The organism is Stenotrophomonas maltophilia group sp. SKK55 (assembly GCF_057179845.1).
Window position 1 is genome coordinate 12,986 of sequence record NZ_JBXUHP010000016.1, and the last position, 25,759, is coordinate 38,744.

Here is a 25,759-nt window from a genome sequence, read left to right on the forward strand (position 1 = left end):
CCACTGGCGGGAAACGGACAGCCGCTTCCCCTCGCCTCGTGGGCCTTGCACGGCTTACGATATCTGTCTTGCCGGGCCGCCGGTCATGAGGTTTGAAGTGAGGACTGTTTCACTGTCCGTGACGGGCTGGCCGGCCTACCATCGACGTTCCGGTACATGGGGTGTGCCGGAAGCCGCGATGTCCATGCTGTCTGTCGTACCAGAGAAGGTGGGGAGCCTTCCCGAATGATGAGCGTGCCCACACCGATGGGATCGCCGGGCCGTGACCCGGCCCAGCTCCAGCGTGCCCGGGACATGGTCCTGCCCGCGCTGTGCCAGGCCTTCGGGGCGGCACTGGCGCGTTTCGACGATGCCCTGTTCGACCGCGCCGGCAATGCCGGCTCGTCGCAGTTGCTGTTCCTGGACGCGATGCGCGAACTGCGCCGGCGCCGTGAGGACATCGCGGCTGCTTTCGCAGGCCACCTGCAGCAGGCCTGGGCCGCATTGGAGGCTGGTGAGCCGCTGTCAGCCGAGGCGACCCTGTCCGGGCCGGCCGAGGATGGGCTCAGCCTGCTGGCCGAGCATGTGCTGGAATCACGGTTGGCGGTGCGCAATTTCGCCACTGTGTTGCTGCGTGACTTCAAGCCGGTGCTGGCGCGGCTGGATCGCCGCCTGGGCCGGTTGATCGGCGGCGCGGAACTGGACGCCGACCACAATCCGATCAGCCCCGAACACCTGGGCGTGGCCATCCACGAAGCCTTTGCCGGCTGTGAACTGGCCCCGGAAGTGCATCTGGTGCTGATCAAGCTGTGCGAGCGCGACCTGCGTGCACCGGTCGGTCGCATCTACGAGAAGCTGGACGAGCAGCTGGCCGCAGCCGGCGTGATGTCGCAGATGGGGGCTCCGCAGCGCCCACAACCGCCGGCACCGGATCCGCGCATGGCCGGCATGCTGGATGACCTGGTCGAGCATCGCCACGGCGCGGGCGTCGATCCGGGGTTCAGCGATGACGAGCAGGCTGCACCGGCCTGGGCGCAGCGCTTTGCCGCCCGCTGGTCCGAGCGCCGCGGGCATATGCAGCAGCACCTGGGCGGCGATGACGGTGCCACCGGCGAGGCCTACGCTGGCCAGCAGGGCATGCTGCTGGAAGCGCTGCACGAACTGCTGCAGCAGACCCGCCACGTGCGTGAGGACGCCACGTCTGCGGCACAGGTGGCGGTTGGCCAGCAGCGCCCGCTCAGCCAGCGCGAAATGATGTCGGTGCTGTCGCTGCTGCAGGCCACGCCCAGCGCTACCCTGCGCGCGGCCATCGGCGAGGACGGCGAATCGCTGGCGCAGCGCCTGAAGAGCGAAGTGCTGTCCAGCGCCACCCAGCTTGGCGTCGATCCGGGCCAGACCCGGCTGGACCCGCAGGATGAGGACGCCATCGACCTGGTCGGCATGCTGTTCGACGTGATGCTGGACGAGCGTGAACTGGAAGGCCGCTCGCGCGAACTGATCGGCCGCCTGGTGGTGCCTTTCGTCAAGGTCGCCATGCTCGACCGCCGCATGTTCGTGCAGAAGACCCACCCGGCGCGCAAGCTGCTCAACTCGCTGGCCGAGGCCTGCGAGGGCAACACCGGCGAGAGCCAGGCCGAGCGCATGCTGATGGCCAAGGTCGAAGAGATCATCGAGCGCCTGGTGGCCGAGTTCAACGAGAACCTGGCGATCTTCCTGACCCTGGAAGAGGAATTCCGCGAATTCCTGGTGCAGCATCGTCGCCGCGTGGAAATCGCCGAGCGCCGTGCCGCAGAAACGCAGCGCGGCCAGGAAAAGCTGGAAATGGCCCGCAGCCGGGCCGGTGCGGAACTGGACCGCCGCATCGGTGACGCCACGCTGCCGCCGGCCATTGCCGAGTTCCTGCGCCAGCCGTGGCAGCATCATCTGACCCTGGCGCTGCTGCGCGAGGGAGAAGAAGGCGCGTCGGTGGCCGAGGCATTGAGCCTTGGCGATGGCCTGCTTGAGGAAGTGGCCGAGGCCCGCCGCCAGATCGTCGGCAAGCCGTGGCTGCAGGCCTGGCAGCCGGTGCTGGCCAAGGTGTTTGCCAGCGTCGGCGTGCACGGCGATGCGGCCACCGCCGCCATTGATGCCCTGCATGACACCCTGCAGGGCATCGCCGAATCGCGGCCGGAACTGCAGCGTGCGCTGCCGGAGCTGCCGCAGGTTGCCTTGCCGGCGCCGCCAGTGGCTGAATCGCCGGCGGTTGAGCTTGGCGGGCAGATTGATGCCGACGATTTCGACAACGCCGATGCCGACCGCTTCCGCCGCATGGAAATCGGCAACTGGCTGGACTTCGTCGACAAGGATGGCAAGGTGCAGGCGGGCAAGCTGTCCTGGGTCAGCCCGATTTCCTCGCGCCTGCTGTTCGTCAACCGTCGCGGCGTGCGCTTCTGCGTGGCCTCGCCGGAAGAGCTGGCGGTGATGATGCGGCTGGGCCGCCTGCGTGCCCACGTTGATGATGGCGCCTTCGACAGCGCCATGCAGGGCGTGATCGATCGCCTCGACCCGGGCAGCGCCACGCTGCACTGAGCGGGGGCTGCCTGCTAGGATCGGGAAACTCACCGATCAGCGGGGACCTGCATGGCCGTGGCGTTGCTGGGTATCAAGGAGACCGCGCCGGGCGAACGGCGCGTGGCACTGACGCCGGAGACCGCGCGCAGGCTCGGGGCCTTGGGCATTGCCGTCTGGTATGAGGCGGGCGCGGGTTTGGCCGCTGGTTTCACCGACGCCGCCTATGACGATGCCGGTGCACGCGTCTTCGACGCGGGCCGCTGGGCCGAGATCGATATCCTGCTGTGCGTGCAGGCCCCCCCTGCGGCGGTGCTGGAACAGCTCAAGCCGGGCGCCAGCGTGGTCGGCCTGCTGGCCCCGGCCAGCGATCCGGCGCTGGCCGCGCTGGCGGCCGATGGTCGCCTGCAGCTGTTCCCGCTGCAGCAGCTGCCGCGCACCACCCGTGCGCAGGCGATGGATGTACTCAGTTCGCAGGCCGGCATGGCCGGCTACAAGGCGGCGCTGATCGCCGCCGAACGCGCGCCGCGCTTCTTCCCGATGCTGACCACTGCGGCCGGCACCGTGCGGCCGGCCAAGGTGCTGGTGATCGGTGCCGGCGTGGCGGGCCTGCAGGCCATCGCCACTGCGCGCCGCCTCGGCGCACAGGTGGAAGGCTTCGACGTGCGCCCGGAAACCCGCGAGCAGATCCAGTCACTGGGTGCACGCTTCCTGGACCTTGGGGTCAGCGCGGCGGGCGAGGGAGGCTATGCGCGGGCGCTGACCGATGACGAGCGCGCCGAGCAGCAGCGTCGGCTGGCCGACCACCTGCGCAGTGTGGACGTGGTGATCTGCACGGCTGCGGTACCCGGCCGCCCGGCGCCGACCATCGTGACCGCTGCGATGGTGGAAGGCATGGCCACCGGCAGCGTCATTGTTGATCTGGCAGCGGAGAGCGGCGGCAACTGCGCACTGACCCTGCCGGGGCAGTGCATCGAACACCAGGGCGTGACCATCGACGGTCCGCTGGGCCTGGCCAGCCGCGGCGCGACCCAGGCCAGCGAAATGTATGCACGGAACCTGCTCAACTTCGTTGCGCTGTTCGTGCGCGAGGGCCAGCTGGCGTTCGACTGGGACGACGAGCTGCTGGCCAAGACCCGCTGGCAGGGGTGAACCTCATGTGGCTCCTGTAGAGCCGAGCCCATGCTCGGCTTGCGCAGGCGCGATAGAGCAGCAGAGCGTGGGCTCGGCTCCACAAAGGGTTGAACGTTGCCTTTACCGCGGCTTCGCCGGCGGCGGGTTCTCCCGCACCCAGTCCTTGCGCTGCTCCGGCGTCATCTGTGACCAGCGTTCGCGCAGCGCGTCGCGCTGCGCGGGCGGCAGATCCCGCATCTGACCGAACAGGGCCCGGGCCTGCTCACGCTGTTCCGGGCTCATGTGCTCGAAGCGGCGCAGGCCGCGGCGGGCCTTGTCGCGTTCCTCCGGGCTCATCGATTGCCAGCGCTGGCCATGCGAGAGCATGCGCTGGCGCTGGCCGGCATCGGCGCTGTTCCAGCGGTCGCGCAGCGGCGCCAGCAGGGACTCACGCTGGGATTCGCTCAGCTGCTCCCACGCAGGCAGCGTGGCGCCCGGCGCAGGGCGTGCAGCAGGCGCGGGCGCTGCGCTCTGCGCCAGTACCGGGAAGACCGGCAGCAGCAACAGGGTCAACAGCAGCGGCAGGGTATGCAGTCGGGACATGGTTCACTCCATCGCCAGGTCGGTATCGCCCAGCCACAGGTACAGATCGGGATTTTCGTCGTACAGCGCGCTGTTGTCTTCCACCGAGGCCAGCACCGGTGCCGGCACGGCGGGCGACAGGGGGCTGTGGCCGCTGAACTGCAGGCCGATCCCCAGCGCCACCACCAGAGAGCAGGCGCTGGCCAGCCACCAGCGCCAGCGCCCGTGACGAGCCGTGCTGGCGCCGTGGCGGGCCTGGCGCAACCGTGCCAGCGTGGCCGGTGACAGCGCCTGCAGCGACTGCGCGTGCAGGTTGCGCAGCATGTCATCGGAGGGCAGGGAGCGGTTCACGGGTGGGTCTCCAGGTAGTCCTGCAGCGCCTGCCGGGCGCGTGCCAGATGGGTTTTTACCGCGCCTTCGCTGCAGCCCATGGCGCGGGCGGTGGTGGCCCCGTCCAGGTCCTGCAGCACGCGCAGGGTGAAGGCCTCGCGCTGGCGTGCGGGCAGGGTACGCAGCGCCTGCACCAGTTGCTGGTACTGCTGGCGCTGTTCGTGCGCCTGCGCCGGGTCCGGGCCGGGGTCGGCCCAGTCGATCCCGCCTCCGTCGGCGTCCTGGTTGTCGCGCCAGAACGGCAGGCGGAAACGGCGCCGGCGCTGCAGGTCGATCACGCGGCGGCGCAGGATGCTCCAGAACAGGGGCGCCCATTCGGCCGCTGGCTTGTCGGCGTAGTCCAGCATGCGCATCAGCGCGTCCTGCACCGCGTCCATGGCGTCTTCGCGCTGGCGCAGGCCGGCCTCGGCGAAACGGAACGCGCGCGGGCCGACGCTGGCCAGGAACGCCTCCAGCGATGCCGGCATGGCATCGGTGTCGGCGCTCGGGGGGACGGGGCTGCTCACCAGCACAGGGTACGGTTCCTCGCTCGGGCTCACCATCGACAACGCGTGAGCGTCGCCGCGGTTGACGCCGGGGGCGCGCCGGGTTCAGCCCGTGGTTATGATGGGCCGACGAAGACAGAGCGGGAGCGTTGCCAGTGAGTGACGGGTTCGTAGCGCTGTACATCTTCATGCTGGCGGCCATCGCCGGCCACGTGATCATTTCGCGGGTGCCGGTGATCCTGCATACCCCGCTGATGTCGGGTTCCAACTTCATCCACGGCATCGTGCTGATCGGCGCGATGGTGGTGCTGGGGCACGCGCAGACGCCGCTGGAAAAGGCGCTGGGCTTCCTTGCCGTGGTGCTCGGTGCCGGCAATGCCGCCGGTGGCTACGTGGTCACTGCGCGCATGCTGGAGATGTTCAAGCCGAGCGCGCCCAAGGGCGGCAGGGACGAACCGAAGGAGCCACAGGCTTGAACATCAGCACCGTCGAACTGCTCGACTGGCTGGTCAAGGCCAGCTACCTCGTCGCCGCCACGCTGTTCCTGCTGGGTCTGCAGCGCATGGCTTCGCCGCTGACCGCGCGCAGCGGCATCCGCTGGGCCGGGCTGGGCATGCTGCTGGCCACGGTGGCGACGTTCTTCCTGCCTGAACTGCACAACGTGCCGCTGATCCTGGTCGCACTGCTGCTGGGCGCGGGCCTGGCCTGGTGGTCGGCCGGCAAGGTGGCCATCACCGACATGCCGCAGATGGTCGCGTTGTACAACGGCATGGGCGGTGGCTCGGCGGCGGCGATCGGTGCGGTGGAACTGCTGCGCTATGCCTTCCTTGCCAACCGCGATACCCGCCATTGGAGCGAGCAGGCGCTGGCCGACCTGGCCGCGCGCCAGCCCTCCGGCATGGTGCTGCTGCTGGCGGTGGTCGGCGCGGCGATCGGTGCGGTCTCGCTGTCCGGTTCGGTGATCGCCTGGGCCAAACTGGACGGACGCCTGGACAAGCGCGTGACCTGGCCCGGCCAGCAGGTGATGAACCTGATGGTGGCACTGGCGGTGGCGGTGCTGGCGATCATCGCGGCCAGCACGCTCAACACCTCGGCAATCGTCGCTTTCTTCGTGCTGGCGCTGGTACTGGGCGTGCTGATGACGTTGCCGATCGGTGGCGCCGACATGCCGGTGGTGATCTCGCTGTACAACGCATTCACCGGCCTGGCGGTGTCCTTCGAAGGTTATGTGCTGGGCAATGAGGCGCTGATCATCGCCGGCATGATGGTCGGCGCGGCCGGCATCCTGCTGACCCGGTTGATGGCCAAGGCGATGAACCGGCCGATCCGCAACGTGCTGTTCTCCAACTTCGGCGGCGGTGCCGGAGGCGAGGCACAGGCGATCACCGGCGCGCAGAAGCCCATCGAAGCGTCGGACGTCGCGGCGATGATGGCCTTTGCCGAGCGGGTGGTGATCGTGCCCGGCTACGGCATGGCGGTGGCGCAGGCCCAGCACAAGATCTGGGAACTGGCGCAGCGGCTGGGCCAGCGTGGCGTGAAAGTGAAGTTCGCGATCCACCCGGTGGCCGGGCGCATGCCCGGGCACATGAACGTGCTGCTGGCCGAGGCCGGCGTGCCCTACGACCTGATCGCCGACATGGACGACATCAACCCCGAATTCGCCAATACCGACGTGGTGCTGGTGATCGGTGCCAACGACGTGGTCAATCCGGTGGCGCGGACCGACCCGGCCAGCCCGATCTACGGCATGCCGGTGCTGGACGTGGTCAACGCGCGCAACGTGGTGGTGATCAAGCGCGGCAAGGGCACCGGTTTTGCCGGCATCGAGAATGCGCTGTTCTACGCCGACAACACCCGCATGCTCTATGGCGACGGCGCCGAAGCGGCGGCCTCGCTGGTGAGCGAGCTGAAGGCGCTCGACGGCGGGCATTGAGGCCGTACCGGTAGCGCCGGGCCATGCCCGGCGGCGTTTCGTGCGGACCGCTGCGCTCGCCGGGCATGGCCCGGCGCTACCCTCATCCACGCGTGACGTGGATCTGCGCGGTCAGCGCGCCAGCCAGGCGCCCACGGCCACGCCCACGGCCAGCCACAGCCATTCCATTGCGCCATTGGCGAGGGTGATCAGGGTCCAGGCCAGGTGCGGGCCCATCCGCATCGTGGCGTCCCACAGATCCAGGCCGATCGAGCCGCCCATCCAGGCGCTGGCGATGGCCCAGTTGGCCACGGCGGCCACCAGCAGGGTGCCGAGCACGACCAGGGCGACGCGCAGCCGGCCTGGGCCCAGCGTGCCCAGGCGCAGCATGAACACCAGTTCCAGGGCGGCCAGCACCGCCATCCAGCCGACCTGCCGGCCGGTCATCAGCGCCAGGACCATCCAGGCGAGGGGAGCGACAAACAGGCCCAGCAACAGCATGAGGGGCCAGAGCCAGGTCACGGTCCTGGCACGCGCGGCATTGGAGGACATCGAAGCTCCCAGAAGATCACCCACAGGATACTGTGGTTTGCCGCAGTGCACCGGCGGTGCGGGGGCGGCTGGGCTAGAATGCCGTCTTGCGTGGCCACGGCCACGGCCCCATATCGGTCCCCATGTATTCCCGTAGCAGCGAACCTGTCCACTTCGAACGCGATTGCGAGGCCGTGATGGTCCCGCAGGGCGACACCGTGACCCTGCCTGCCGGCAGCTATGGGTACATCACCCAGGCGCTGGGCGGCAGTTATTCGGTGTTCGTCGAGGGCAACCTGTTCCGCATCGCCGGCAAGGACGGCGATGCCATCGGCAAGGAGGCACCGGCGCCGCTCGAGCTGCCGGCCGACGCCACCGATGAACAGGTGGAGCAGCTGGTGTGGCAGCAGCTGCGCACCTGCTTCGATCCGGAAATTCCGGTCAACATCGTGGAACTGGGCCTGGTCTATGAAGTCGAGATCAAGCACCTGGATGAGGGCAAGCGCGAGATCGACGTGAAGATGACCCTGACCGCCCCGGGCTGCGGCATGGGCGAGATCCTGGTCGACGACGTGCGCAGCAAGCTTGAAATGATCCCGACAGTGGCCGAGGCCGACGTCGACCTGGTGTTCGACCCGCCGTGGAACCAGCACATGATGTCCGAGGCGGCCCGGCTAGAGACCGGCATGCTTTGACCCAGGGCCCGCAGTGACGCGGGCCCGGCATTACCCGCAACCAGAACAGGAATCCTCCGGTGTCCCAGTCCATCCCCAGCTTCGCCGTCACCCGTTCGGACCACCCGCGCAGCGCTGAAGAGCGCGCCAAGATCCTGGAGAAGCCGGGCTTCGGCCTGCACTTCACCGATCACATGGTGGAAGTGCGCTGGGACAAGGATGCCGGCTGGCACAATGCCAACGTGCGCGCCTACGGCCCGCTGCAGCTGGACCCGGCCGCCGCCGTGCTGCATTACGGCCAGGAAATCTTCGAAGGCATCAAGGCCTACCGTCATGCCGACGGTTCGATCTGGACCTTCCGCCCGGATGCCAACGGCCGTCGCCTGCAGCGTTCGGCGCAGCGCCTGGCGTTGCCGGAACTGCCGGTGGAGATCTTCGTCGAATCGCTGAAGCAGCTGATCGCCGTCGACAGTGACTGGGTGCCTTCGGCCGATGAGTCGAGCCTGTATTTCCGCCCGTTCATGATCGGCGATGAGGCCTTCCTCGGCGTGCGCGGCGCGCACAAGGCCGGCTACTACGTCATCGCCAGCCCGGCCGGCCCGTACTTCGCCAAGGGTGTTGCCCCGGTGTCGATCTGGCTGTCCACCGAGTACGCGCGTGCGGCCAAGGGCGGCACCGGTGCCGCCAAGTGCGGTGGCAACTACGCCGCCTCGCTGCTCCCGCAGCAGAAGGCGCAGGCGCAGGGCTGCTCGCAGGTACTGTTCCTCGACCCGGTCGAAGGCAAGTACCTGGAAGAACTGGGCGGCATGAACGTGTTCCTGGTCTACAAGGACGGCACGCTGGTCACCCCGGAACTGTCGGGCAGCATCCTCGAGGGCATCACCCGCGAGAGCATCCTGCAGCTGGCCCGCGACCGTGGCATGAAGGTCGAAGAGCGCAAGGTCAGCATCGACGAGTGGAAGGACGGCGTCGCCTCCGGTGCGATCAGCGAAGTGTTTGCCTGTGGCACCGCCGCGGTGGTCACTCCGATCGGCCAGCTGAAGGGCGAGGGCTTCTCGGTGGGCGACATCAACGCGCCGGCCGGCGAAGTGACCATGTCGCTGCGCAAGGAACTGACCGATATCCAGTACGGCCGCCTGCCGGACCGCCACAACTGGCTGGTCAAGCTGGGCTGATCGCCCAACGCTGAACTGTAGAGCCGAGCCGACGCTCGGCTGCTCTTCCGGAAAGCCCGTCCCCGTGACGGGTTTTCTGCGTTGTGGGCCCGGGGCCGAGCGCCGATGTCGGCAAAGTCATTCCAGGACACGTGACGACCCAGTCAGGTCTGTGCAGGACACGAGAAAGTTCCTTCACCTTCACAAACCCTTGACCCTAAAAGTCTCAGAACGAACATTTCATCTTGCTGAAAAGACGCTGAAAATCTTGTGGTGTCCGGTTTCGGCCATTAGCGTCATATGTACGGCGGATCGTTAGGGGGATCCGCTGACTCATCGGACTTCGAACCTCGCCAACGCAAGCCAGCCCAGGGTTCGGGCCGGTGCTTCTGCCGATTCCGGCATTCACACCACAAGAAAGGGAAATACTGATGTCCCAGGTAACGCAACCGCGTGTGCGTCGAGTGTGGGTGGTCCTTGGTGCGTCCGTTCTGTCATCGCTGCTGCTGGCCACGCCTGCGCTGGCCGGTGACGTCCAGCTCAGCGGCCTGCAGTCCGCGCCGACGCACCAGCGCTTCATCGTGAAGTACCGCGACGGCAGTGCGCCGGTGGCCAACACCACCGCACTGGCCTCTTCGCTGAAGACTGCCGCCGCCGGCCTGGCCAGCAGCCAGGGCCGCGCGCTGGGCCTGCAGGAGGTCCGCAAGCTGGCCGTTGGCCCGACCCTGATCAGGACCGATCGCCCGCTTGACCAGGCCGAATCCGAGCTGCTGATGCGCAAGCTCGCCGCCGACCCGAACGTGGAATACGTCGAAGTCGACCAGATCATGCGTGCGACGCTGACCCCGAATGACACCCGCTTCAGCGAACAGTGGGGCTTCGGTACCTCCAACGCGTCGATCAACGTGCGGCCGGCCTGGGACAAGGCCACCGGCACCGGCGTGGTGGTGGCCGTGATCGATACCGGCATCACCAACCATCCCGATCTCAACGCCAACATCCTGCCTGGCTATGACTTCATCAGCGATGCCGCGATGGCGCGCGATGGCGGTGGCCGCGACAACAACCCGAATGACGAGGGCGACTGGTACGGCGCCAACGAGTGCGGCTCGGGCATCCCGGCCTCCAACTCCAGCTGGCACGGTACCCACGTCGCCGGCACCGTGGCGGCGGTGACCAACAACAGCACCGGCGTGGCCGGTACTGCGTTCAATGCCAAGGTCGTCCCGGTGCGCGTGCTGGGCAAGTGCGGCGGTTACACCTCCGACATCGCCGACGCGATCGTGTGGGCCTCTGGCGGCACCGTCAGTGGCGTGCCGGCCAACGCCAACCCGGCCGAGGTCATCAACATGTCGCTGGGTGGTGGCGGCACCTGCTCGGCCACCTACCAGAACGCCATCAACGGCGCGGTCAGCCGTGGCACCACCGTGGTGGTCGCCGCCGGCAACAGCAACACCAACGTGTCCTCGTCGGTGCCGGCCAACTGCGCGAACGTGATCGCGGTGGCGGCCACGACCTCGGCCGGTGCGCGTGCCAGCTTCTCCAACTACGGTGCCGGCATCGACATTTCCGGCCCGGGCCAGAGCATCCTGTCCACCCTCAACACCGGCACCACCACGCCGGGCAGCGCCACCTATGCGTCCTACAACGGCACCTCGATGGCGGCGCCGCACGTGGCCGGCGTGGTTGCGCTGATGCAGTCGGTGGCGCCGAGCGCACTGAGTCCGGCACAGGTCGAAAGCATCATCAAGAGCACTGCACGCCCGCTGCCGGGCGCCTGCTCGGGTGGCTGCGGCGCCGGCATCGTCGACGCCAACGCGGCCGTGGATGCGGCGATCAACGGCGGTGGCAACCCGAACCCGGGTGGCAACGTGCTGCAGAACAACGTGCCGGTGACCGGCCTGGGCGCCGCGACCGGTGCCGAGCTGAACTACACCGTCGCCGTTCCGGCCGGTAGCAGCCAGCTGCGCGTGACGATCAGTGGCGGCAGCGGCGATGCCGACCTGTACGTGCGCCAGGGCAGTGCCCCGACCGATACCAGCTACACCTGCCGTCCGTACCTGAGTGGCAACAGCGAGACCTGCACCATCAACAGCCCTGCCGCTGGCACGTGGTATGTGCGGGTGAAGGCCTACAGCACCTTCTCGGGCGTGACCCTCAACGCCCAGTACTGAGCCCAAGTCCCTCTCCAAGGGCACGCCCTGGCTTCGGCCGGGGCGTTCTTGCTTCTGTGGGGCCGAGCCCATGCTCGGCTGCTCTGGCTGCGGACCGTTGTGCCGCACTGGCACGCGGTTGCCGAGCATGGCTCGGCACTACAAGGGCAGCGCTCTGGCAGGTGCCGAGCTTGGTCGGCACGCGGTTCCTCAGACCGACTCGAAGCGGTTCGCGGCCACGTTCTTGCGCACGTGCTGCGGGTCGAAGATCCGCCCGTTCATCGCGATGTACACGCCGCTCGGCAACGACTGCACCGCACCGATCGCACAGCCGATGTTGAACTCCGCATCCGAGCCGCGGAAGCGTGCCGGGCTCAGTGCCCCGGTCATCACGATGGTCTTGTCCGGGATTGTCGCCAGCACCTTGCCGGTCTGCACCATCGAGTCGGTGCCGTGGGTCACCAGGACGTGCCGGGTCGGCTGCGCGGCGATGGTGGCGCGGATCAGCTCGCGGTCCTCATCGTTGATGTGCAGCGAATCCTTGCGCAGGATCGGAATCACGTTGAAGCGGAACGTCACGCCCAGCTCGCGCAGGATCATGCCGATCTGCGGATCGCCGATCTGGTAGTCCGACTTGTCGTCGAAGTAGATCTTGTCGATCGTGCCACCGGTGGTGACGACCAGGAGCTCTTCCATCATGTGCATGCGCGAAACCAGGACAGGTACTGCGGCGCGGGGCCAGGAATGCAGATGATACGGCCCAGCGGGCGCAGCGTCAGCGTTGCTTGCCGAAGCGGGCGCGCAGGCCGGGCAGGCTGGCGCTGAAGATCACCAGCAGGGCCAGCGCGATCTCGATCAGCGCCAGCCAGCGCGTTTCCGGGTGGCTCCAGGCGCTCATCACGCCGTGGCTGAACCAGCCCAGCGCCAGGACCGAGGCCCAGAATCCGGCCTTGCGCCAGCCCAGGCGCACGGCGATGGCCAGCGCCAGCGGCGGCGCGGTGAACACCAGTTGGGTCGCCAGCCAGTGCTTGTCATTGATGAACCAGCCGGCGAACAGCGCGGCCAGCCCCATCAGGGCCAGCAGCAGGACCGTGCGCGGCGCGGCGCTCATCGGGCCAACCGCTGCGCGATGCCGGCCACCCGGCGCCCCAGCGCGCGCGCCAGCACGGCTTCGTCGTCGGTCGGCTGCGGGTCGTCGGCGGCACCGGCGACGTGGCTGGCGCCATAGGGTGTGCCGCCACTGGTGGTATGGCTCAGCGCCGGTTCGGTGAACGGAATGCCGACGATCACGCAGCCATGGTGCAGCAGCGGCACCTGCATCGACAGCAGGGTCGATTCCTGCCCGCCATGCATGGATGCGGTGGACGTGAACACGCCGGCCGGCTTGCCGGAAAGGGTGCCATTGACCCATTCGGCGCCCAGCCCATCCAGGAAATGCTTCACCGGCGCGGCCATGTTGCCGAAGCGGGTCGGACTGCCGAGCAGCAGGCCCTGGCATTCGACCAGGTCCTGCACGCTTACATAGGGGGCGCCATCGTCGGGTACCGGCGGCTGCGCGGTCTGGGTCACTGCGGCCACAGGCGGCACCGTGCGCAGGCGCGCGGTCATGCCCGGCACTTCGCCGATGCCCCGCGCGATCTGGCGCGCCAGCCGTGCCACCGAACCGCCCCGGCTGTAATACAGCACCAGAATCTCGCCCATCGTGCCCGCTTCTCCTCGTCGTGTGGCCACCAGTATGGCTATCCTGCGAGCATTCCGCATCGGGTACCCTTCCACCGATGGAACCTTTGGATACGCTCAACCTGTGGATGGAGCGCGCGCGGGATCGCGCACGGGCCATCAGTTTCGGCCGCTTCCTGTGGCATCGCTTCCTCGACGACCGCCTGTTCCAGGCAGCGGCGGCGCTGGCGTACACCACGGTGTTCGCGCTGGTGCCGCTGGCCATCGTGGTGTTCGGCGTGCTCTCGGCCTTCCCCGTTTTCGACCGCTGGAGTGACCAGCTCAGCGACTACGTCTTCTCCAACTTCGTGCCCTCCGCTGCGCGCGCGGCCGAGGGTTACCTGCGGCAGTTTTCGGCCAGTGCCGGCCAGCTGACCGCCGCCGGCTTCATCGCACTGGTCGCTTCACTGCTGATCACGCTCAACAGCGTGGAAGAGACCTTCAACCAGATCTGGCGGGTCGGCTCGAGCCGGCCCAAGCTGACCCGCTTCCTGGTCTACTGGACCGTGCTGACCCTGGGCGCGATGCTGGCCGCCGCGTCGCTGGCAGTATCGGCGCGGGTGTTCGCGATGCCGTTGTTCGGTACCCAGGAGGGCCGTTGGCTGGCCGAACTGGCGCTGCGGCTGGCACCGATCCTGATCGAGTTCGTCTGCATCACGCTGATGTTCCGCGTGGTACCGCACCACACGGTGAAATGGCGGCATGCCGTGCCCGGCGCGATCCTGGCGGCGGTCATCCTTGAACTGGTGAAGTGGGGCATCGGCGCGTATCTGGGCAGCTTCCAGTCCTACCAGAAGCTGTATGGCACGGTCGCCTTCGTGCCGATCCTGCTGCTGTGGATCTACCTGTGCTGGGTGGCGGTGCTGCTGGGTGCGTCGCTGGCCTCCTCGATGGCCGCCTTCCGCTACCAGCCGGTCGAGCTGCGCCTGCCACAGGGGTACGAGTTCTATGGGCTGCTGCGCCTGCTTGGCCGCTTCCAGCATGCACGGGCCAAGGGCAAAGGCCTGGCCGATGACGAGATCCTGCGGCTGGAGCCGATGCTGACCGATTCACTGCTGCAGGACCTGATCTGCAACCTGCAGGAGATCGACCTGCTGCGCCGCGATGAGCGCGGCGAGTGGCTGCTGTCGCGCGACCTGGACCAGGTCAGCCTGGCCGATCTGTACGAATGCACCCAGCTGCGCATCCCGGTAGCCGAGCAGCACCTGCCGTATCGCGACGACAGCCTGGGCCGTGCCGCCTTGGCGGCGCTGGATGACCTGCGACTGCCCCTGCGCGAACGCCTGAAGCGCAAGGTCAGTGATATCTATACCGACTCTGGAGAGACCCCATGACCCGCAACACGTCGTTGCCGCTGCTGCTCCCGTTGACCCTGCTGCTGGCCTTGGCGGCCTGCAAACCGGCCCAGGAGCCGGCACCGGCCAGCAGCCAGCCACCGGCGCAGGCACCGACGCCGAGCACGCCGGCACCGGTCGAGGAAACCCCGGCCGAGCGCACCACCGCCGAGTTCCCGACACTGAAGATGCAGGCGGTGGATGGCAGCGACTACGACCTGGCCGCGCATCGCGGCAAGTGGGTGGTGGTGAACTTCTGGGCCACCTGGTGCGCGCCGTGCCGCAAGGAGATGCCCGAGCTGTCGGCCCTGCATGCGATGCGCAGCAACATCGAAGTGGTCGGCTTGGCTTACGAGGACATCGAAGTGCCGGAGATGCAGTTGTTCCTGGCCAAGCATCCGGTGACCTATCCGATCGTGATCGTGGACCCGTTCGATCCGCCGGCCGACTTCGCCACGCCGCGTGGCCTGCCGCTGACCCATCTGCTGGACCCGCAGGGCAAGCTGGCGCACACGTTCCTTGGCCCGGTGACCGCCGCCGACATCGAAAAGCAGATCGCTGCTGCCAAGTAGTGGGTTGGTCGGCAGGGCCTGCGGCCCTGCACCCGCGGTAGTGCCGGCCGCTGGCCGGCAGCAACGGCAACAGCCGAAGCAACAGCAACAGCGGGCTATCCGTGGGATGGCGGGGCGGTGTCGGAGTGCGGGGACGCCGCAAGTACGTCCATGTAGGCTTGGCAGCCGTATCCATGCGGCTGACACCCCGCACTCCGACACCGCCCCACCTCTGACAGATTCCTCATGTCTGGTAGATCCACGCCATGCGTGGATGATTCTCCAGACAAATCGAATATTTCGAATTGAATTCGAAGAGCATCCACGCATGGTGTGGATCAACGACAGATCGCGGAAATCTGTCGAAGGCGGGGTGGGGCCGGGTGCGGGGGCGTGAGCCGCATGGATGCGGCGACCGAGCTTACATGGACGTACTTGCAGCGCCCCCCCGCACCCGGCCCCGCCCCGCCATCCCTCAGGAAGCCCGCCGTTGCTGTTGCTGTTGCCGTTGCTCTGGCTTCGGCAGGTGCAGGGCCGCAGGCCCTGCCGACCAACCCTATCCCTCGACCGGGAAGTCCTCGATCGGCTTCAGCACATCGTAGTGCTCGCGATGCAGCTTGCCCTTCAGCTTCGGCAGCTCCGGCAACGGTGCATCCACCCGCGTATCGGGCAGCCGGTCCAGCAGGTTGCGCACCAGGGTCAGCCGGCCCAGCCGCTGGTCGTTGAAGTCCACCAGCGTCCACGGCGCCGCCTCGCGATGCGTCGCGCGCAGCATCGCCTCGCGGGCCTCGGTGTACGCGCTGTACTTGCTGCGCGATTTCAGGTCGACCGGTGAGAGCTTCCAGCCCTTCAGCGGATCGAGATGGCGTTCGGCGAAGCGCTTTTCCTGCTGCTCCTGGTCCACGCACAACCAGTACTTGAACAGCAGGATGCCGTCGTCCACCAGCAGCTGTTCGAACACCGGCGCCTGGCGCAGGAACTGCTGGTACTCGGTTTCGCTGCAATAACCCATCACCCGTTCAACACCGGCACGGTTGTACCAGCTGCGGTCCATCAGCACGATCTCGCCGGCGGCGGGAAGATGCGCGGCGTAACGCTGGAAGTACCACTGCGTGGCTTCGCGGTCGGTGGGCTTGGGCAGCGCCACCACCCGGCATTGGCGCGGGTTGAGATGCTGGCTGATGGCCTGGATCGCACCGCCCTTGCCGGCTGTATCGCGGCCTTCGAACAGCACCAGCAGGCGTTGCCCGCTGTACTGAACCCAGCGCGCCATTGCAGTCAGTTCCAGCTGCAGCGGCAGCAGCAGTTCGTCGTAGTCCTTGCGCTTGAGCTTGGCCATCGTTACGTCACGCGGGGAGGAAGCCGGAGCGTAACGCAGCGGTTGCTCACGGGGTGTCGACGCCCTGCCAGCCCTGCTCGCCCGCCAGCGTCTGCAGCAGGGCGGAAAGGTCCTGGGCAAAACCTGCCATGTCGAATACACCACTGTCTTCGCGTGCCTGCGCCAGTTCGGCTCGCAACGCTGCCAGCGCCGCCGGGTTGTTGCCCAGCGCGCTGGCGGTGGCGATGAACGCCGCATCGTCGCCAACGTTCATCCGCGAAAGACCCAGATGATGGTTGAGGCTGCCGGCCACGCGCGCGGCGAAGGTATCGCCCGGGCAGGTCAGTACCGGGCAGCCGGCCCACAGCGCATCGGAGGCGGTGGTGTGCGCGTTGTAGGGATGTGTGTCGAGGAACAGGTCGGCCAGCTGATAGCGGGCCAGGTACTGCGGATGCGGCAGCTTGGTCATGAACACCAGGCGCGCCGGATCCAGGCCGGCGGCCTGCGCGGCCGCACGCAGGCGCGCATCGGCCTTGCCGGGCCCGGACAGCAGCCACAGCACGCTGCCGGGCACGGCCTGAAGCACCGCGAAGGCGCGGCCCATGCTGCGCGGGTTGAGCTTGTAGCTGTTGTTGAAGCAGCAGAACACCACGCCGTGTGCGGGCAGCCCGCACTCGGCGCGGGACGGTGCCGGTTCCAGTACGCGGGTGTTGTCCGAGGGCTGGAAGGCACGTGGCAGGCGCAGGACGCGTTCGCTGAAGTGAGGTTCCAGCGATGCCGGCAGCACGAATTCGTCGGCGACCACGGCATCCAGCCAGCGCGCACCTGATGTGCCGGGGTAGGCCAGCCAGTTCAGCTGCAACGGGGCCGGGCGCATGGCCAGCACTTCGGGCGTGCCGCCGCCCCCCCAGCCGCGCAGGTCGAACAGCAGGTCGATGCCCTGTGCACGGATGCGGGCCGCGATGTCGGCATGCCGCAGTGCGGCCACGTCATGCAGGCGGGCCGCAGCCTGCAGGCGTTCGCGGATGCGGCTGCCATCGGCGCGGTTCAGCGCGAACAGGTGCAGCTGCAGCGCCGGGTCAGGGCGCAGGTGTTCGAGCAGGGCCACGGTCAGCAGCCCGGTGGGATGGGCGCCGAAGCCATTGGAGAGGAAGCCGACGCGCAACGCGCCGTGCTCGCGAACCTTCACTGCAGGAAGGGGGCGCACCGCCGACGCAACGACCGCGGCGCGTGCGCGCGCACAGGCCAACTGCTCCGCAGCGCTGGCGTCTTCGTTGAGGAAGGCGAAGGGTTCCACCGCGCCCTGACCCGCGGCGAGCGCGTTGCGCACCTGCGCAGCCAGCGTGTCCACGTCCTGCCAGTCGCACAGGCGGCGCTGCCAGGCCAGGCGCTGGGCCGCGATGTAGGGTTCGCCCGGCATCAGCGCATGCGCGCGGCGATAGGCCGTCGCCGCCCCTTCGGCGTCATCGGCATCTTCCAGCGCGTGGCCCAGCCACAACGCGATGCCCGGGTGCTGCGGGGCCAATGCCGAGGCCTGGCCGAGCAGCTTCGCCGCGTCGGCGTGCGCGCCGGCCATCCACGCCACGCGCCCCAGCCGCGCCAGCGCTTCGGGGTGGTTGGGGCGCAGCTGCAGGGCACGTCGTGCGGCCTGCTCGCCGGCAGCGATGTCGCCGGCTTCCAGTTCCAGGTCGGCCAGCATCACCCAGGCGACGAAGTCGCCGGGCTGGCGTGCGATCGCCTGCTGCAGGTGCTGCCGCTGCTGCCAGGCCGTCATCGTGCTCAGCCCGCCGACAGCTGGGCCAGGGCGTCGACCTGGTGTTCGTGGCTGAGCCGCTGCAGCAGCGGGTCGAGGTCACCGGCCAGGATGTTGGGCAGGTCGTACAACGTCAGGCCTTCCACGCGGTGGTCGGTGATCCGGCCCTGCGGGAAGTTGTAGGTGCGGATGCGCTGGCTGCGATCGCCGCTGCCGACCTGCAGGCGCCTCGACTCGGCCTGTGCCGCGTCCTGGCGCTGGCGCTCGGCATCGAGCAGCTGCGCCTTCAGGCGCTTCATCGCCTTGTCGCGGTTGGCGTGCTGGCTGCGCTCGGTCTGGCACTCCACCACTACGCCGGTTGGCACGTGGGTGATGCGGATCGCGGACTCGGTCTTGTTGACGTGCTGGCCACCGGCACCGGACGAGCGGAACGTATCCACCTTCAGGTCGGCCGGGTTGATGACGATGTCATCGACTTCGTCGGCCTCGGGAATGATTGCCACGGTCGCGGCCGAGGTATGGATGCGGCCCTGCGATTCGGTGGCCGGCACGCGCTGCACGCGGTGCGTGCCCGATTCGAACTTCAGGCGCGAGAACGCACCACGGCCGACCACACGCGCCACCACTTCCTTGTAGCCGCCATGCTCGCCGGGGTTGTCCGATTCGATCTCGACCTTCCAGCCCTGGCGTTCGGCATAGCGGGCGTACATGCGGAACAGGTCGCCGGCGAAGATCGCGGCTTCGTCGCCGCCGGTGCCGGCGCGCACTTCCAGGAACAGGTTGCCTTCGTCGCGCGGGTCACGCGGCACCAGCAGCAGCGCAAGCTCCTGCTCCAGTTCCTGCAGGCGCGCCTGGGCGGCGGCGATTTCCTCGTCGGCCAGCTCGCGCAGGTCGGGGTCGGCGCGCATGCCTTCGGCGGCGGCCAGGTCGGCCTTGGCACGGGCTTCATCGGCGAGCGCGGCAGCGACCGGCTCCAGTTGGGCGAATTCGCGCGAAAGGTCGCGGAAACGGGTGTTGTCGGCGACCACGTCGGGTTCGGCGAGCAGGCGTTCCAGTTCTTCGCGGCGCTCGGCCAGCGCTTCCAGCTTACGGCGCAGGGTCGGCGTCATCGGGTCTCACGGGTGGGTGGCGGTAGCCCGGCGTGGCCGGGAACAGGCGCGCGGCGGCGCGGGTCAGGTCGGCATCGCCACTCAGCGCGGCGGCGCGCAGTGCGGCGGTCGGCGGATGCAGCAGGCGGTTGGTCAGGCCGTGCGCCAGCAGTTCCAGCACTTCGTCGGCGGGCTTGCCGTTGGCCAGCTGCTGGCGTGCGCGCTCAAGCAACTCGGCGCGGGTGGCCTCGCCGAACGCACGCAGCTGCCGCAAAGGCGCCTGATGGGCACTGGCCTGCTGGGTCTCGACGTAACGCGATACCTGCAGGTCGATGATCGCCTCGGCTTCGGCGGCGGCCTCGCGGCGGCCACGGCGGTTGTCTTCCACCGCGCGTTCCAGGTCATCGACGGTGTAGAGGAAGGCATCGTTGAGCGTGCCGACCTCGGCTTCGATGTCGCGCGGAACGGCCAGGTCGAACAGCAGCATCGGCTTGTGCCGGCGGGCGCGCAGGGCCTTGGCCACCATCTCGCGATGGATCACCGGCTCGCGCGCGGCGGTGGCCGAGAACACCACGTCGGCCTCGCCCAGGTGGCGGTCCAGTTCGGTCAGCGGCAGGGCCACGCCGCCGTGGCGGCTGGCCAGTTCCTGCGCGTGGGCCAGGGTGCGGTTGGCGATCAGCAGCCGCCGCACCTTGCCTTCGCTCAGGTGCCGTGCAGCCAGCTCGATGGTCTCGCCGGCACCGACCAGCAGCACGGTGGAGTCGTCCAGCCGGGCGAACGCGTTCTGCGCCAGGCGCACCGCGGCCGACGCCACCGATACCGGGTTGGCACCGACCTGGGTATCGGTGCGCGCCCGCTTGGCCACCGAGAAGGTCTGCTGGAACAGGCGGTCCAGGCGCTGGCCGAGCAGGCCATGGTCGCGCGCGGTCGACCAGGCGTCCTTCACCTGGCCGAGGATCTGCGGTTCGCCCAGCACCATCGAATCCAGCCCGGTGGCGACCCGGAACAGGTGGCGCACAGCCTCGGCATCGGCATGCTGGTACAGATAACCCTGCAGGTCACCGGCCTGGCTGCGCAGCCACTGGTCCAGCGCCTGTGCCGACTCGGCCACGGCGTACAGCTCGGTGCGGTTGCAGGTGGACAGCAGGACCGCCTCGGCGATCTGCGGGGTATCGCGCAGCGAGCCCAGCGCACGCGGCAACGCCTCACCGGCGAAGGCCGCGCGCTCGCGCAGCTCCACCGGTGCGGTCTGGTGATTCAGTCCGAGCACCCACAGGGTCATTGTTCAGTTGCTTGCGATAAGCTGCTGGCCATTGGACGACATTTTAAGGCCCCGATGCCGACGATGCCCGCATTGATTCGCATCCCCAGTGTTCTGCTGCTGTCCCTGGCCTGCGCCCAGGCCCTGGCGGCGGTGCCGCCCAAGGCCCCCGTGCGGGCCGCGGCCACCGGGGAACTGGCGCTGGAGCCGGTGATGGCCGGTGAGTTCGCCCTGCAGGCCGGCAAGCTGGCCGAGGCCGCGCGCTGGTACCTGCAGGCCGCGCAGCAGACTGACGGCGATGCTGGCCTGGCCGAGCGCGCGACCCGTATCTCCATGCTTGCCAACGATGACGCCAGCGCCGCCAAGGGCCTGGCCCTGTGGCAGCAGCGCGCCCAGCGTTCGTTGACCATGCGCAGCGCCGCCGGTGCGCTGGCCATGCGCCAGGGTGATGTGAAGGCCGCCCGCACTGAATTGCAGGCGCTGCTGGCCGACCCCGACGAGCGCGGCTGGAAGTTCGCCCTGGCCGCGCTGATCGGCGGTGGCCGCGACCCGGCGGTGCCGGCGCAGGTGCTCGGCGAGCTGGTCGATGCCAATGCCATTCCACCGAAGATCGAGGCCTGGCAGGAGTTCGGCCGCCTCGCCCTGCGCATGGACAAGCCCGACCTGGCGCGGCGCATGATCGATGAGGTGGTCAGACGCTTCCCCGAAGAACCGCGCGTAGCCTTGCTGCGTGCCAGCCAGCTGCAGCAGGCGGGCGAGACCGACATGGCCTTGTCGCTGCTGCACGACGTCGAGCCGAAGACCCGGCAGGACCCCGAGCTGCGCAATGCGGTGGCCATCGCCTACGACAGCCTGGGGCAACCGGCTGCGGCCGAGCGCGTACTGGCATTCGGCCCGCAGGATGTGCAGACCTGGGGCATGCGCGCTTCACTGTTGGCCAAGCAGGGCGACAAGGCGGCGCTGTCCAACCTCTACAACGAACTGTCGCGGCAGGCGGCCAAGCCGGACCCCGCGCAGCGCCTGCTGCTGGGCAAGATCGCCGAATACCTGAAGCGTTATCCCGAGGCGGTGCAGTGGTACCACAGCGTGCCCGGTGGCGATGAACTGAGCGAGGCGCGCCTGCGCGCGGCCAATGCCCAGGCCCTGGCCGGGCGCCTGCCGCAGGCATTGGATGAAGTGCACGCGATCCAGTCCGATGCGGTGGTCGACGACGATGTGCGCCGCGATGCCTACCTGCTGGAAGCCGAACTGCGCCAGCGTGCTGACGACAGTGCCGGGGAGCTGGATGCGCTGGCCCGCGGCCTGGCCGCCTACCCGGATGACAACGGCCTGCTGTACGCCCGTGCGCTCACCTGGGAACGCCGCGACGACATCCCGCGCGCCGAGGCCGATCTGCGCAAGATCCTGGTGACCGATCCGGAAAACGTGCCGGCCCTGAACGCGCTGGGCTATACCCTGGCTGACCGCACCGGGCGCCTGCAGGAGGCGCTGGAGCTGATCGACCGCGCCCGCGTCGCCGAGCCGGACAACGCCGCCATCGTCGACAGCTATGGCTGGGTGCTGTATCGCCTGGGCCGCAAGGACGAAGCGCTGGTGCAGCTGCGCCGGGCCTGGACCCTGGCCAAGGACCCGGAGATTGCCGCCCATGTCGGCGAAGTGCTGTGGGTGCTGGGCAAGCATGACGAGGCCCGCCACTTCTTCGACGAAGCGGCCAAGCTCGACCCTGAAAACCGCGCGCTGCTGCGCGCCCGCGAGAAATTCAATCCATGAGTGTTTCCCTGATCCGGCCGCTGCTGTTGGCGGCTGCGACCCTGGCGGTGACCGCCTGTACCAGCGTGGGCACGCAGAAGACCCCGCCACCGGCGGTGGTCGAGACAGTTTCGGCCGAAGCGGCGCAGGCCGAAGCGGCGCGTGTGGCCGCCCTGCATGCACAGCCGGACTGGGCCTTCCAGGGCCGGGTCGCGGTCAGCAAGGGCAAGGACGGCGGCAGCGGTCGCATCGACTGGAAGCAGCAAGGCCGCCGCTACGTGGTGGAGTTGAGCGCGCCGGTGACCCGGCAGAGCTGGAAGCTGACCGGCGATACCCATTCCGAAGCTGGTCGCCTGGAAGGACTGACGGGCGGCCCGCGCGACGGCGAGGACGCCCAGCAGCTGTTGCTGGAGGCGACCGGCTGGGACATTCCGGTCAACCAGTTGCCGGAGTGGATCCGCGGGCTGGTCGCCGGCGACGCCGCCGGCCCCGAGACGGTCGAACGCGACGGTGAAGGCCGGCCGCGTCGCATGCAGCAGATGGGCTGGCAGGTACAGTACCTGGACTGGTACCCGGCCGACGCCGGACGGCCGGCGCTGCCGCGCCGGATCGAGGCCAGCAATGGTGACGCCAAGGTGCGCCTGCTGGTGGACCAGTGGGGGCCGGGCGCCCCATGAGTGCCGGGCGCGACGACGCGGGCTGGTCCTGGTGGCCGGCCCCGGCCAAGCTGAACCTGTTCCTGCACATCACCGGCCGCCGGGCCGACGGCTACCACGAACTGCAGACCGTGTTCCGCCTGCTGGACTGGGGCGATCGCATCGGCCTGCGCCTGCGTGAAGACGGCCAAGTGCGCCGGCACGGCGAGGGCCTGGCCGGCGTGGCCGAGGCCGACGATCTGGCGGTACGTGCCGCGAAGCTGCTGAAAGAGTCGACCAATGTCGCGCAAGGTGCTGACATCATCGTCGAAAAGCACGTTCCTGCCGGTGGCGGCTTCGGTGGCGGCTCGTCCGATGCGGCCACGGTACTGGTGGTGCTGAACCGGCTCTGGCAGGCCGGGCTGGACGAAGAGGCGCTGGCCGCGCTGGGCCTGCGCCTGGGCGCCGACGTGCCGGTGTTCGTGCGCGGTCGCAACGCCTGGGCAGAAGGGGTGGGCGAGCGCCTGCAGCCGATCACGCTGGCGCCGGCCTGGTATGTGGTGGTTGAACCGGGCGTTCATGTTCCCACGCCGGCCCTGTTTGCAGACCCGGATTTGACGCGCGACAGCCCAGTGGCGAAAATAGAGGACTTCGCTTCCGGGACCCTGGTCGGGAACGCGTTCGAACCGGTGCTGCGCCGCCGTGAGCCTGCCGTCGAGGCAGCGCTTGCCGCGTTGAGCGACATCGGCACGGCGCGGCTGACCGGTTCGGGAAGTGGTTGTTTCGTCGAATTCGCGTCGCAGTCTGCTGCAGAGCAGGGACGGTCGAAATTGCCGAAGGAGTTGCGGGCAAGGGTGGCTGCGGGCGTTGCGCGTTCGCCACTGCTGGATGCACTCGAGCAACACTGATTTATCAATGCAGGGGCGTCGCCAAGAGGCCCAAGGCACCAGGTTTTGATCCTGGCATTCGTAGGTTCGAATCCTACCGCCCCTGCCAATAGCGGCTGTGTCCGCGCCTTCCAGCGCATCGCCCGCGCGGGACGTGGAAACAACCGCGGTGTTGTCAGCAGCAAGGGTCCATCCGGGTCCTTGCCGCCCCCGGATCCCCGCCACTCGTCCCCGCCCGAGACAATCATGATGCAAGAGTCCCCGAACCTGCTGGTCTTTTCCGGCAACGCCAACAAACGTCTGGCGCAGAACATCTGCAAGGAACTGGGGGTTCGCCCGGGCAAGGCGCTGGTCTCGCACTTCTCCGATGGCGAAGTGCAGGTGGAGATCGAAGAGAACGTCCGCAAGCAGGACGTGTTCGTGATCCAGCCGACCTGCGCGCCGAGCGCGGAAAACCTGATGGAACTGCTGGTGCTGATCGACGCGCTCAAGCGCGCATCGGTGGCCAGCGTGACCGCGGTGGTGCCGTACTTCGGCTACTCGCGCCAGGATCGCCGCATGCGCTCCTCGCGCGTGCCGATCACCGCCAAGCTGGCGGCGAAGATGTTCAGCACCGCGGGCGCTGATCGCGTGCTGACCGTCGACCTGCACGCCGACCAGATCCAGGGCTTCTTCGATATTCCGGTGGACAACGTGTATGCGTCCCCGCTGCTGCTGGCCGACATCTGGCGCGCCTACGGCACCGAGAACCTGATCGTCGTCTCGCCGGACGTGGGCGGCGTGGTCCGCGCCCGTGCGGTGGCCAAGCGCCTGGATGACGCCGACCTGGCCATCATCGACAAGCGCCGCCCCCGCGCCAACGTCTCCACCGTGATGAACATCATCGGTGACGTCGAAGGCAAGACCTGCGTGATGGTCGATGACATCGTCGATACCGCCGGCACCCTGTGCGCCGCTGCCGCTGCCCTGAAGGCGCGCGGTGCGCTCAAGGTCGCTGCCTACTGCACCCACGCGGTGCTGTCGGGCCCGGCAGTGGACAACATCACCAATTCCCAGCTCGACGAGCTGGTGGTGACCGACACCATCCCGCTGAAGGACGCCGCGCGGGTGTGCAGCAAGATCCGCCAGCTGAGCGTGGCGGAAATGCTGGCCGAAACGATGCGCCGCATCGCCTTCGGCGAGTCGGTCAGCTCGCTGTACGTGGACTGAGTTTTTCGTCCCTGCCGGCAACGGCGGGGGCATACCCGGATGCTTCTGGTCGCGGAAGCATCTTCAACCGCCACGCCGCAGGGCGCGGCAACAACCTGAGTAGTCGAAAATGTCGAAGACCCATGAAATCAAGGTCACCAAGCGTGAACTGCAGCGTAAGGGTGCGAGCCGCCGCCTGCGTCACGCGGGTGTGATCCCGGCCATCGTGTACGGCGGCAACGCCGAGCCGGTCGCCATCAGCCTGGACCACAACGAAATCTGGCTGGCCCAGCAGAACGAGTGGTTCTATGCCTCGATCCTGGACCTGAACCTGGACGGCCAGGTGCAGAAGGTCCTGCTGCGTGACATGCAGCGCCACCCGTACAAGCAGCTGATCATGCACCTGGACTTCCAGCGCGTGAACGAGAACGAAGCCCTGACCGCTTCGGTCCCGCTGCACTTCGTCAACGAAGACACCTCGCCGGCCGGCAAGGCTGCCGACGTCGTGGTCACCCACGAACTGAAGGAAGTGACCATCACCTGCCTGCCGAAGGACCTGCCGGAGTCGATCGAAGTCGACCTGGGCGAGCTGAAGGCCGGTGACGTGGTGTACCTGTCCGACATCAAGCTGCCTAAGGGCGTGGAAATCCCGGCGCTGGCGCTGGGCAAGGACCACGACGACGCCATCGTCACCGCCAAGGCCGGCAAGGCCGACGAGGCTGACGAAGAAGCGGCTGCCGCCGAGTAATACCGTTA

The 25,759-nt window shown here is 68.3% G+C and carries 25 protein-coding genes and 1 tRNA gene; 15 read left to right on the plus strand and 11 right to left on the minus strand.

The annotated features are described in order from the left end of the window. The first annotated feature begins 225 nt into the window (after positions 1–225). Both AC2A1N_RS08900 and AC2A1N_RS08905 read left to right on the plus strand, forming a co-directional pair. Positions 226–2,547, plus strand: coding sequence for a DUF1631 domain-containing protein (locus tag AC2A1N_RS08900; RefSeq protein WP_032953949.1), 2,322 nt, complete (start codon positions 226–228; stop codon positions 2,545–2,547). 51 nt (positions 2,548–2,598) lie between these two features. Continuing rightward, on the plus strand, positions 2,599–3,678 hold the full coding sequence (locus AC2A1N_RS08905) for an NAD(P) transhydrogenase subunit alpha (RefSeq protein WP_242893517.1): 1,080 nt from the start codon (positions 2,599–2,601) through the stop codon (positions 3,676–3,678). Between the two features lie 102 nt (positions 3,679–3,780). On the opposite strand, the gene AC2A1N_RS08910 is transcribed toward AC2A1N_RS08905, so the two are convergent. From AC2A1N_RS08910 to AC2A1N_RS08920, 3 genes are read right to left on the minus strand one after another with little or no spacing between them, the layout of a single operon-like run. Continuing rightward, on the minus strand, positions 3,781–4,242 hold the full coding sequence (locus tag AC2A1N_RS08910; RefSeq protein ID WP_061480123.1) for a DUF3106 domain-containing protein: 462 nt from the start codon (positions 4,240–4,242) through the stop codon (positions 3,781–3,783). A gap of 3 nt (positions 4,243–4,245) precedes the next feature. Continuing rightward, entirely contained in the window at positions 4,246–4,572 is a 327-nt protein-coding gene (locus AC2A1N_RS08915) for a hypothetical protein (RefSeq protein ID WP_061480122.1), read from the minus strand. Continuing rightward, positions 4,569–5,153, minus strand: coding sequence for an RNA polymerase sigma factor (locus tag AC2A1N_RS08920; protein WP_242893513.1), 585 nt, complete (start codon positions 5,151–5,153; stop codon positions 4,569–4,571). The genes AC2A1N_RS08915 and AC2A1N_RS08920 overlap by 4 nt, the downstream gene beginning before the upstream one ends. A 98-nt stretch (positions 5,154–5,251) precedes the next feature. On the opposite strand from AC2A1N_RS08920, the gene AC2A1N_RS08925 reads away from it, so the two are divergent. Together AC2A1N_RS08925 and AC2A1N_RS08930 are read left to right on the plus strand one after the other, a co-directional pair. Continuing rightward, positions 5,252–5,572, plus strand: a complete 321-nt coding sequence (locus AC2A1N_RS08925; RefSeq protein WP_005415382.1) for an NAD(P) transhydrogenase subunit alpha part 2 — start codon at positions 5,252–5,254, stop codon at positions 5,570–5,572. Then, positions 5,569–7,029, plus strand: coding sequence for an NAD(P)(+) transhydrogenase (Re/Si-specific) subunit beta (locus AC2A1N_RS08930; protein WP_484372052.1), 1,461 nt, complete (start codon positions 5,569–5,571; stop codon positions 7,027–7,029). The genes AC2A1N_RS08925 and AC2A1N_RS08930 overlap by 4 nt, the downstream gene beginning before the upstream one ends. A 111-nt stretch (positions 7,030–7,140) precedes the next feature. Here the strand turns inward: AC2A1N_RS08930 and AC2A1N_RS08935 are convergent, their stop codons facing one another. Beyond that, entirely contained in the window at positions 7,141–7,560 is a 420-nt protein-coding gene (locus tag AC2A1N_RS08935) for a hypothetical protein (RefSeq protein ID WP_242893507.1), read from the minus strand. Positions 7,561–7,682: 122 nt separating this feature from the next. On the opposite strand from AC2A1N_RS08935, the gene sufT reads away from it, so the two are divergent. From sufT to AC2A1N_RS08950, 3 genes are all read left to right on the plus strand, one after another. Continuing rightward, on the plus strand, positions 7,683–8,234 hold the full coding sequence (gene sufT / locus AC2A1N_RS08940; RefSeq protein ID WP_005415385.1) for a putative Fe-S cluster assembly protein SufT: 552 nt from the start codon (positions 7,683–7,685) through the stop codon (positions 8,232–8,234). A gap of 59 nt (positions 8,235–8,293) precedes the next feature. After that, a complete protein-coding gene (locus tag AC2A1N_RS08945; protein WP_005412326.1) occupies positions 8,294–9,388 on the plus strand; it encodes a branched-chain amino acid aminotransferase in 1,095 nt (364 codons plus the stop codon). 410 nt (positions 9,389–9,798) lie between these two features. After that, positions 9,799–11,541, plus strand: a complete 1,743-nt coding sequence (locus tag AC2A1N_RS08950; RefSeq protein WP_242893504.1) for a S8 family peptidase — start codon at positions 9,799–9,801, stop codon at positions 11,539–11,541. A 189-nt stretch (positions 11,542–11,730) separates the two neighbouring features. On the opposite strand, the gene AC2A1N_RS08955 is transcribed toward AC2A1N_RS08950, so the two are convergent. The 3 genes from AC2A1N_RS08955 to wrbA form a co-directional block, all read right to left on the minus strand. Continuing rightward, positions 11,731–12,216: an asparaginase domain-containing protein gene (locus AC2A1N_RS08955; protein WP_010481766.1), complete on the minus strand. Its 486-nt coding sequence runs from the start codon at positions 12,214–12,216 to the stop codon at positions 11,731–11,733. A gap of 79 nt (positions 12,217–12,295) precedes the next feature. After that, positions 12,296–12,631, minus strand: a complete 336-nt coding sequence (locus tag AC2A1N_RS08960) for a DUF2069 domain-containing protein (protein ID WP_005415388.1) — start codon at positions 12,629–12,631, stop codon at positions 12,296–12,298. Beyond that, positions 12,628–13,221: an NAD(P)H:quinone oxidoreductase gene (wrbA, locus tag AC2A1N_RS08965; protein WP_049438254.1), complete on the minus strand. Its 594-nt coding sequence runs from the start codon at positions 13,219–13,221 to the stop codon at positions 12,628–12,630. Before wrbA ends, AC2A1N_RS08960 begins: the two co-directional genes overlap by 4 nt. Positions 13,222–13,298: 77 nt before the next feature. On the opposite strand from wrbA, the gene AC2A1N_RS08970 reads away from it, so the two are divergent. Together AC2A1N_RS08970 and AC2A1N_RS08975 are read left to right on the plus strand one after the other, a co-directional pair. Then, the gene (locus tag AC2A1N_RS08970) at positions 13,299–14,573 is read left to right on the plus strand and encodes a YihY family inner membrane protein (protein ID WP_154350266.1); all 1,275 of its coding nucleotides are present in this window, start codon (positions 13,299–13,301) and stop codon (positions 14,571–14,573) included. Further along, a complete protein-coding gene (locus AC2A1N_RS08975; RefSeq protein ID WP_242893501.1) occupies positions 14,570–15,145 on the plus strand; it encodes a TlpA family protein disulfide reductase in 576 nt (191 codons plus the stop codon). Before AC2A1N_RS08970 ends, AC2A1N_RS08975 begins: the two co-directional genes overlap by 4 nt. Positions 15,146–15,680: 535 nt before the next feature. Here AC2A1N_RS08975 and ppk2 read toward each other — a convergent pair. Genes ppk2 through hemA form a run of 4 tightly spaced genes read right to left on the minus strand, consistent with a single transcriptional unit; the run spans position 15,681 to position 20,565 of the window. Beyond that, positions 15,681–16,463 carry a polyphosphate kinase 2 gene (gene ppk2 / locus AC2A1N_RS08980; protein ID WP_049439764.1) on the minus strand — a complete coding sequence of 261 codons (783 nt, stop codon included), beginning with the start codon at positions 16,461–16,463 and terminating at the stop codon, positions 15,681–15,683. Positions 16,464–16,509: 46 nt separating this feature from the next. Further along, entirely contained in the window at positions 16,510–18,216 is a 1,707-nt protein-coding gene (locus AC2A1N_RS08985) for an O-linked N-acetylglucosamine transferase, SPINDLY family protein (RefSeq protein WP_242893498.1), read from the minus strand. Between the two features lie 5 nt (positions 18,217–18,221). Continuing rightward, the gene (gene prfA / locus AC2A1N_RS08990; protein ID WP_005415394.1) at positions 18,222–19,304 is read right to left on the minus strand and encodes a peptide chain release factor 1; all 1,083 of its coding nucleotides are present in this window, start codon (positions 19,302–19,304) and stop codon (positions 18,222–18,224) included. After that, positions 19,282–20,565: a glutamyl-tRNA reductase gene (gene hemA, locus AC2A1N_RS08995; RefSeq protein ID WP_231352561.1), complete on the minus strand. Its 1,284-nt coding sequence runs from the start codon at positions 20,563–20,565 to the stop codon at positions 19,282–19,284. The genes prfA and hemA overlap by 23 nt, the downstream gene beginning before the upstream one ends. A 63-nt stretch (positions 20,566–20,628) precedes the next feature. Between hemA and AC2A1N_RS09000 the strand changes: the two genes are divergently transcribed. From AC2A1N_RS09000 to AC2A1N_RS09025, 6 genes are all read left to right on the plus strand, one after another. Continuing rightward, entirely contained in the window at positions 20,629–22,314 is a 1,686-nt protein-coding gene (locus AC2A1N_RS09000) for a tetratricopeptide repeat protein (protein WP_484372057.1), read from the plus strand. Continuing rightward, positions 22,311–22,970, plus strand: coding sequence for a lipoprotein insertase outer membrane protein LolB (gene lolB / locus AC2A1N_RS09005; RefSeq protein WP_061480110.1), 660 nt, complete (start codon positions 22,311–22,313; stop codon positions 22,968–22,970). Before AC2A1N_RS09000 ends, lolB begins: the two co-directional genes overlap by 4 nt. Then, positions 22,967–23,836, plus strand: a complete 870-nt coding sequence (gene ispE / locus AC2A1N_RS09010; RefSeq protein ID WP_061480109.1) for a 4-(cytidine 5'-diphospho)-2-C-methyl-D-erythritol kinase — start codon at positions 22,967–22,969, stop codon at positions 23,834–23,836. Before lolB ends, ispE begins: the two co-directional genes overlap by 4 nt. 11 nt (positions 23,837–23,847) lie before the next feature. Further along, positions 23,848–23,924, plus strand: a tRNA-Gln gene (locus AC2A1N_RS09015). A gap of 140 nt (positions 23,925–24,064) precedes the next feature. Further along, complete coding sequence (locus AC2A1N_RS09020) at positions 24,065–25,024, plus strand: ribose-phosphate diphosphokinase (RefSeq protein ID WP_005415400.1); 960 nt, start codon at positions 24,065–24,067, stop codon at positions 25,022–25,024. 109 nt (positions 25,025–25,133) lie between these two features. Beyond that, positions 25,134–25,751: a 50S ribosomal protein L25/general stress protein Ctc gene (locus AC2A1N_RS09025; protein ID WP_005408191.1), complete on the plus strand. Its 618-nt coding sequence runs from the start codon at positions 25,134–25,136 to the stop codon at positions 25,749–25,751. Positions 25,752–25,759: the final 8 nt, after the last annotated feature.

Coding starts and splice junctions, on each gene's coding strand:
- AC2A1N_RS08970 (WP_154350266.1), top strand. CDS start 13,299: ATGGAACCTTTGGATACGCTCAACCTGTGGATGGAGCGCGCGCGGGAT.
- wrbA (WP_049438254.1), bottom strand. CDS start 13,221: ATGGGCGAGATTCTGGTGCTGTATTACAGCCGGGGCGGTTCGGTGGCA.
- AC2A1N_RS08910 (WP_061480123.1), bottom strand. CDS start 4,242: ATGTCCCGACTGCATACCCTGCCGCTGCTGTTGACCCTGTTGCTGCTG.
- lolB (WP_061480110.1), top strand. CDS start 22,311: ATGAGTGTTTCCCTGATCCGGCCGCTGCTGTTGGCGGCTGCGACCCTG.
- AC2A1N_RS08950 (WP_242893504.1), top strand. CDS start 9,799: ATGTCCCAGGTAACGCAACCGCGTGTGCGTCGAGTGTGGGTGGTCCTT.
- ispE (WP_061480109.1), top strand. CDS start 22,967: ATGAGTGCCGGGCGCGACGACGCGGGCTGGTCCTGGTGGCCGGCCCCG.
- AC2A1N_RS08935 (WP_242893507.1), bottom strand. CDS start 7,560: ATGTCCTCCAATGCCGCGCGTGCCAGGACCGTGACCTGGCTCTGGCCC.
- AC2A1N_RS09000 (WP_484372057.1), top strand. CDS start 20,629: ATGCCCGCATTGATTCGCATCCCCAGTGTTCTGCTGCTGTCCCTGGCC.
- AC2A1N_RS09025 (WP_005408191.1), top strand. CDS start 25,134: ATGTCGAAGACCCATGAAATCAAGGTCACCAAGCGTGAACTGCAGCGT.
- ppk2 (WP_049439764.1), bottom strand. CDS start 16,463: ATGGCCAAGCTCAAGCGCAAGGACTACGACGAACTGCTGCTGCCGCTG.
- AC2A1N_RS08900 (WP_032953949.1), top strand. CDS start 226: ATGATGAGCGTGCCCACACCGATGGGATCGCCGGGCCGTGACCCGGCC.
- sufT (WP_005415385.1), top strand. CDS start 7,683: ATGTATTCCCGTAGCAGCGAACCTGTCCACTTCGAACGCGATTGCGAG.
- hemA (WP_231352561.1), bottom strand. CDS start 20,565: ATGACCCTGTGGGTGCTCGGACTGAATCACCAGACCGCACCGGTGGAG.
- AC2A1N_RS08955 (WP_010481766.1), bottom strand. CDS start 12,216: ATGGAAGAGCTCCTGGTCGTCACCACCGGTGGCACGATCGACAAGATC.
- AC2A1N_RS08920 (WP_242893513.1), bottom strand. CDS start 5,153: ATGGTGAGCCCGAGCGAGGAACCGTACCCTGTGCTGGTGAGCAGCCCC.
- prfA (WP_005415394.1), bottom strand. CDS start 19,304: ATGACGCCGACCCTGCGCCGTAAGCTGGAAGCGCTGGCCGAGCGCCGC.
- AC2A1N_RS08905 (WP_242893517.1), top strand. CDS start 2,599: ATGGCCGTGGCGTTGCTGGGTATCAAGGAGACCGCGCCGGGCGAACGG.
- AC2A1N_RS08960 (WP_005415388.1), bottom strand. CDS start 12,631: ATGAGCGCCGCGCCGCGCACGGTCCTGCTGCTGGCCCTGATGGGGCTG.
- AC2A1N_RS08975 (WP_242893501.1), top strand. CDS start 14,570: ATGACCCGCAACACGTCGTTGCCGCTGCTGCTCCCGTTGACCCTGCTG.
- AC2A1N_RS09020 (WP_005415400.1), top strand. CDS start 24,065: ATGCAAGAGTCCCCGAACCTGCTGGTCTTTTCCGGCAACGCCAACAAA.
- AC2A1N_RS08985 (WP_242893498.1), bottom strand. CDS start 18,216: ATGACGGCCTGGCAGCAGCGGCAGCACCTGCAGCAGGCGATCGCACGC.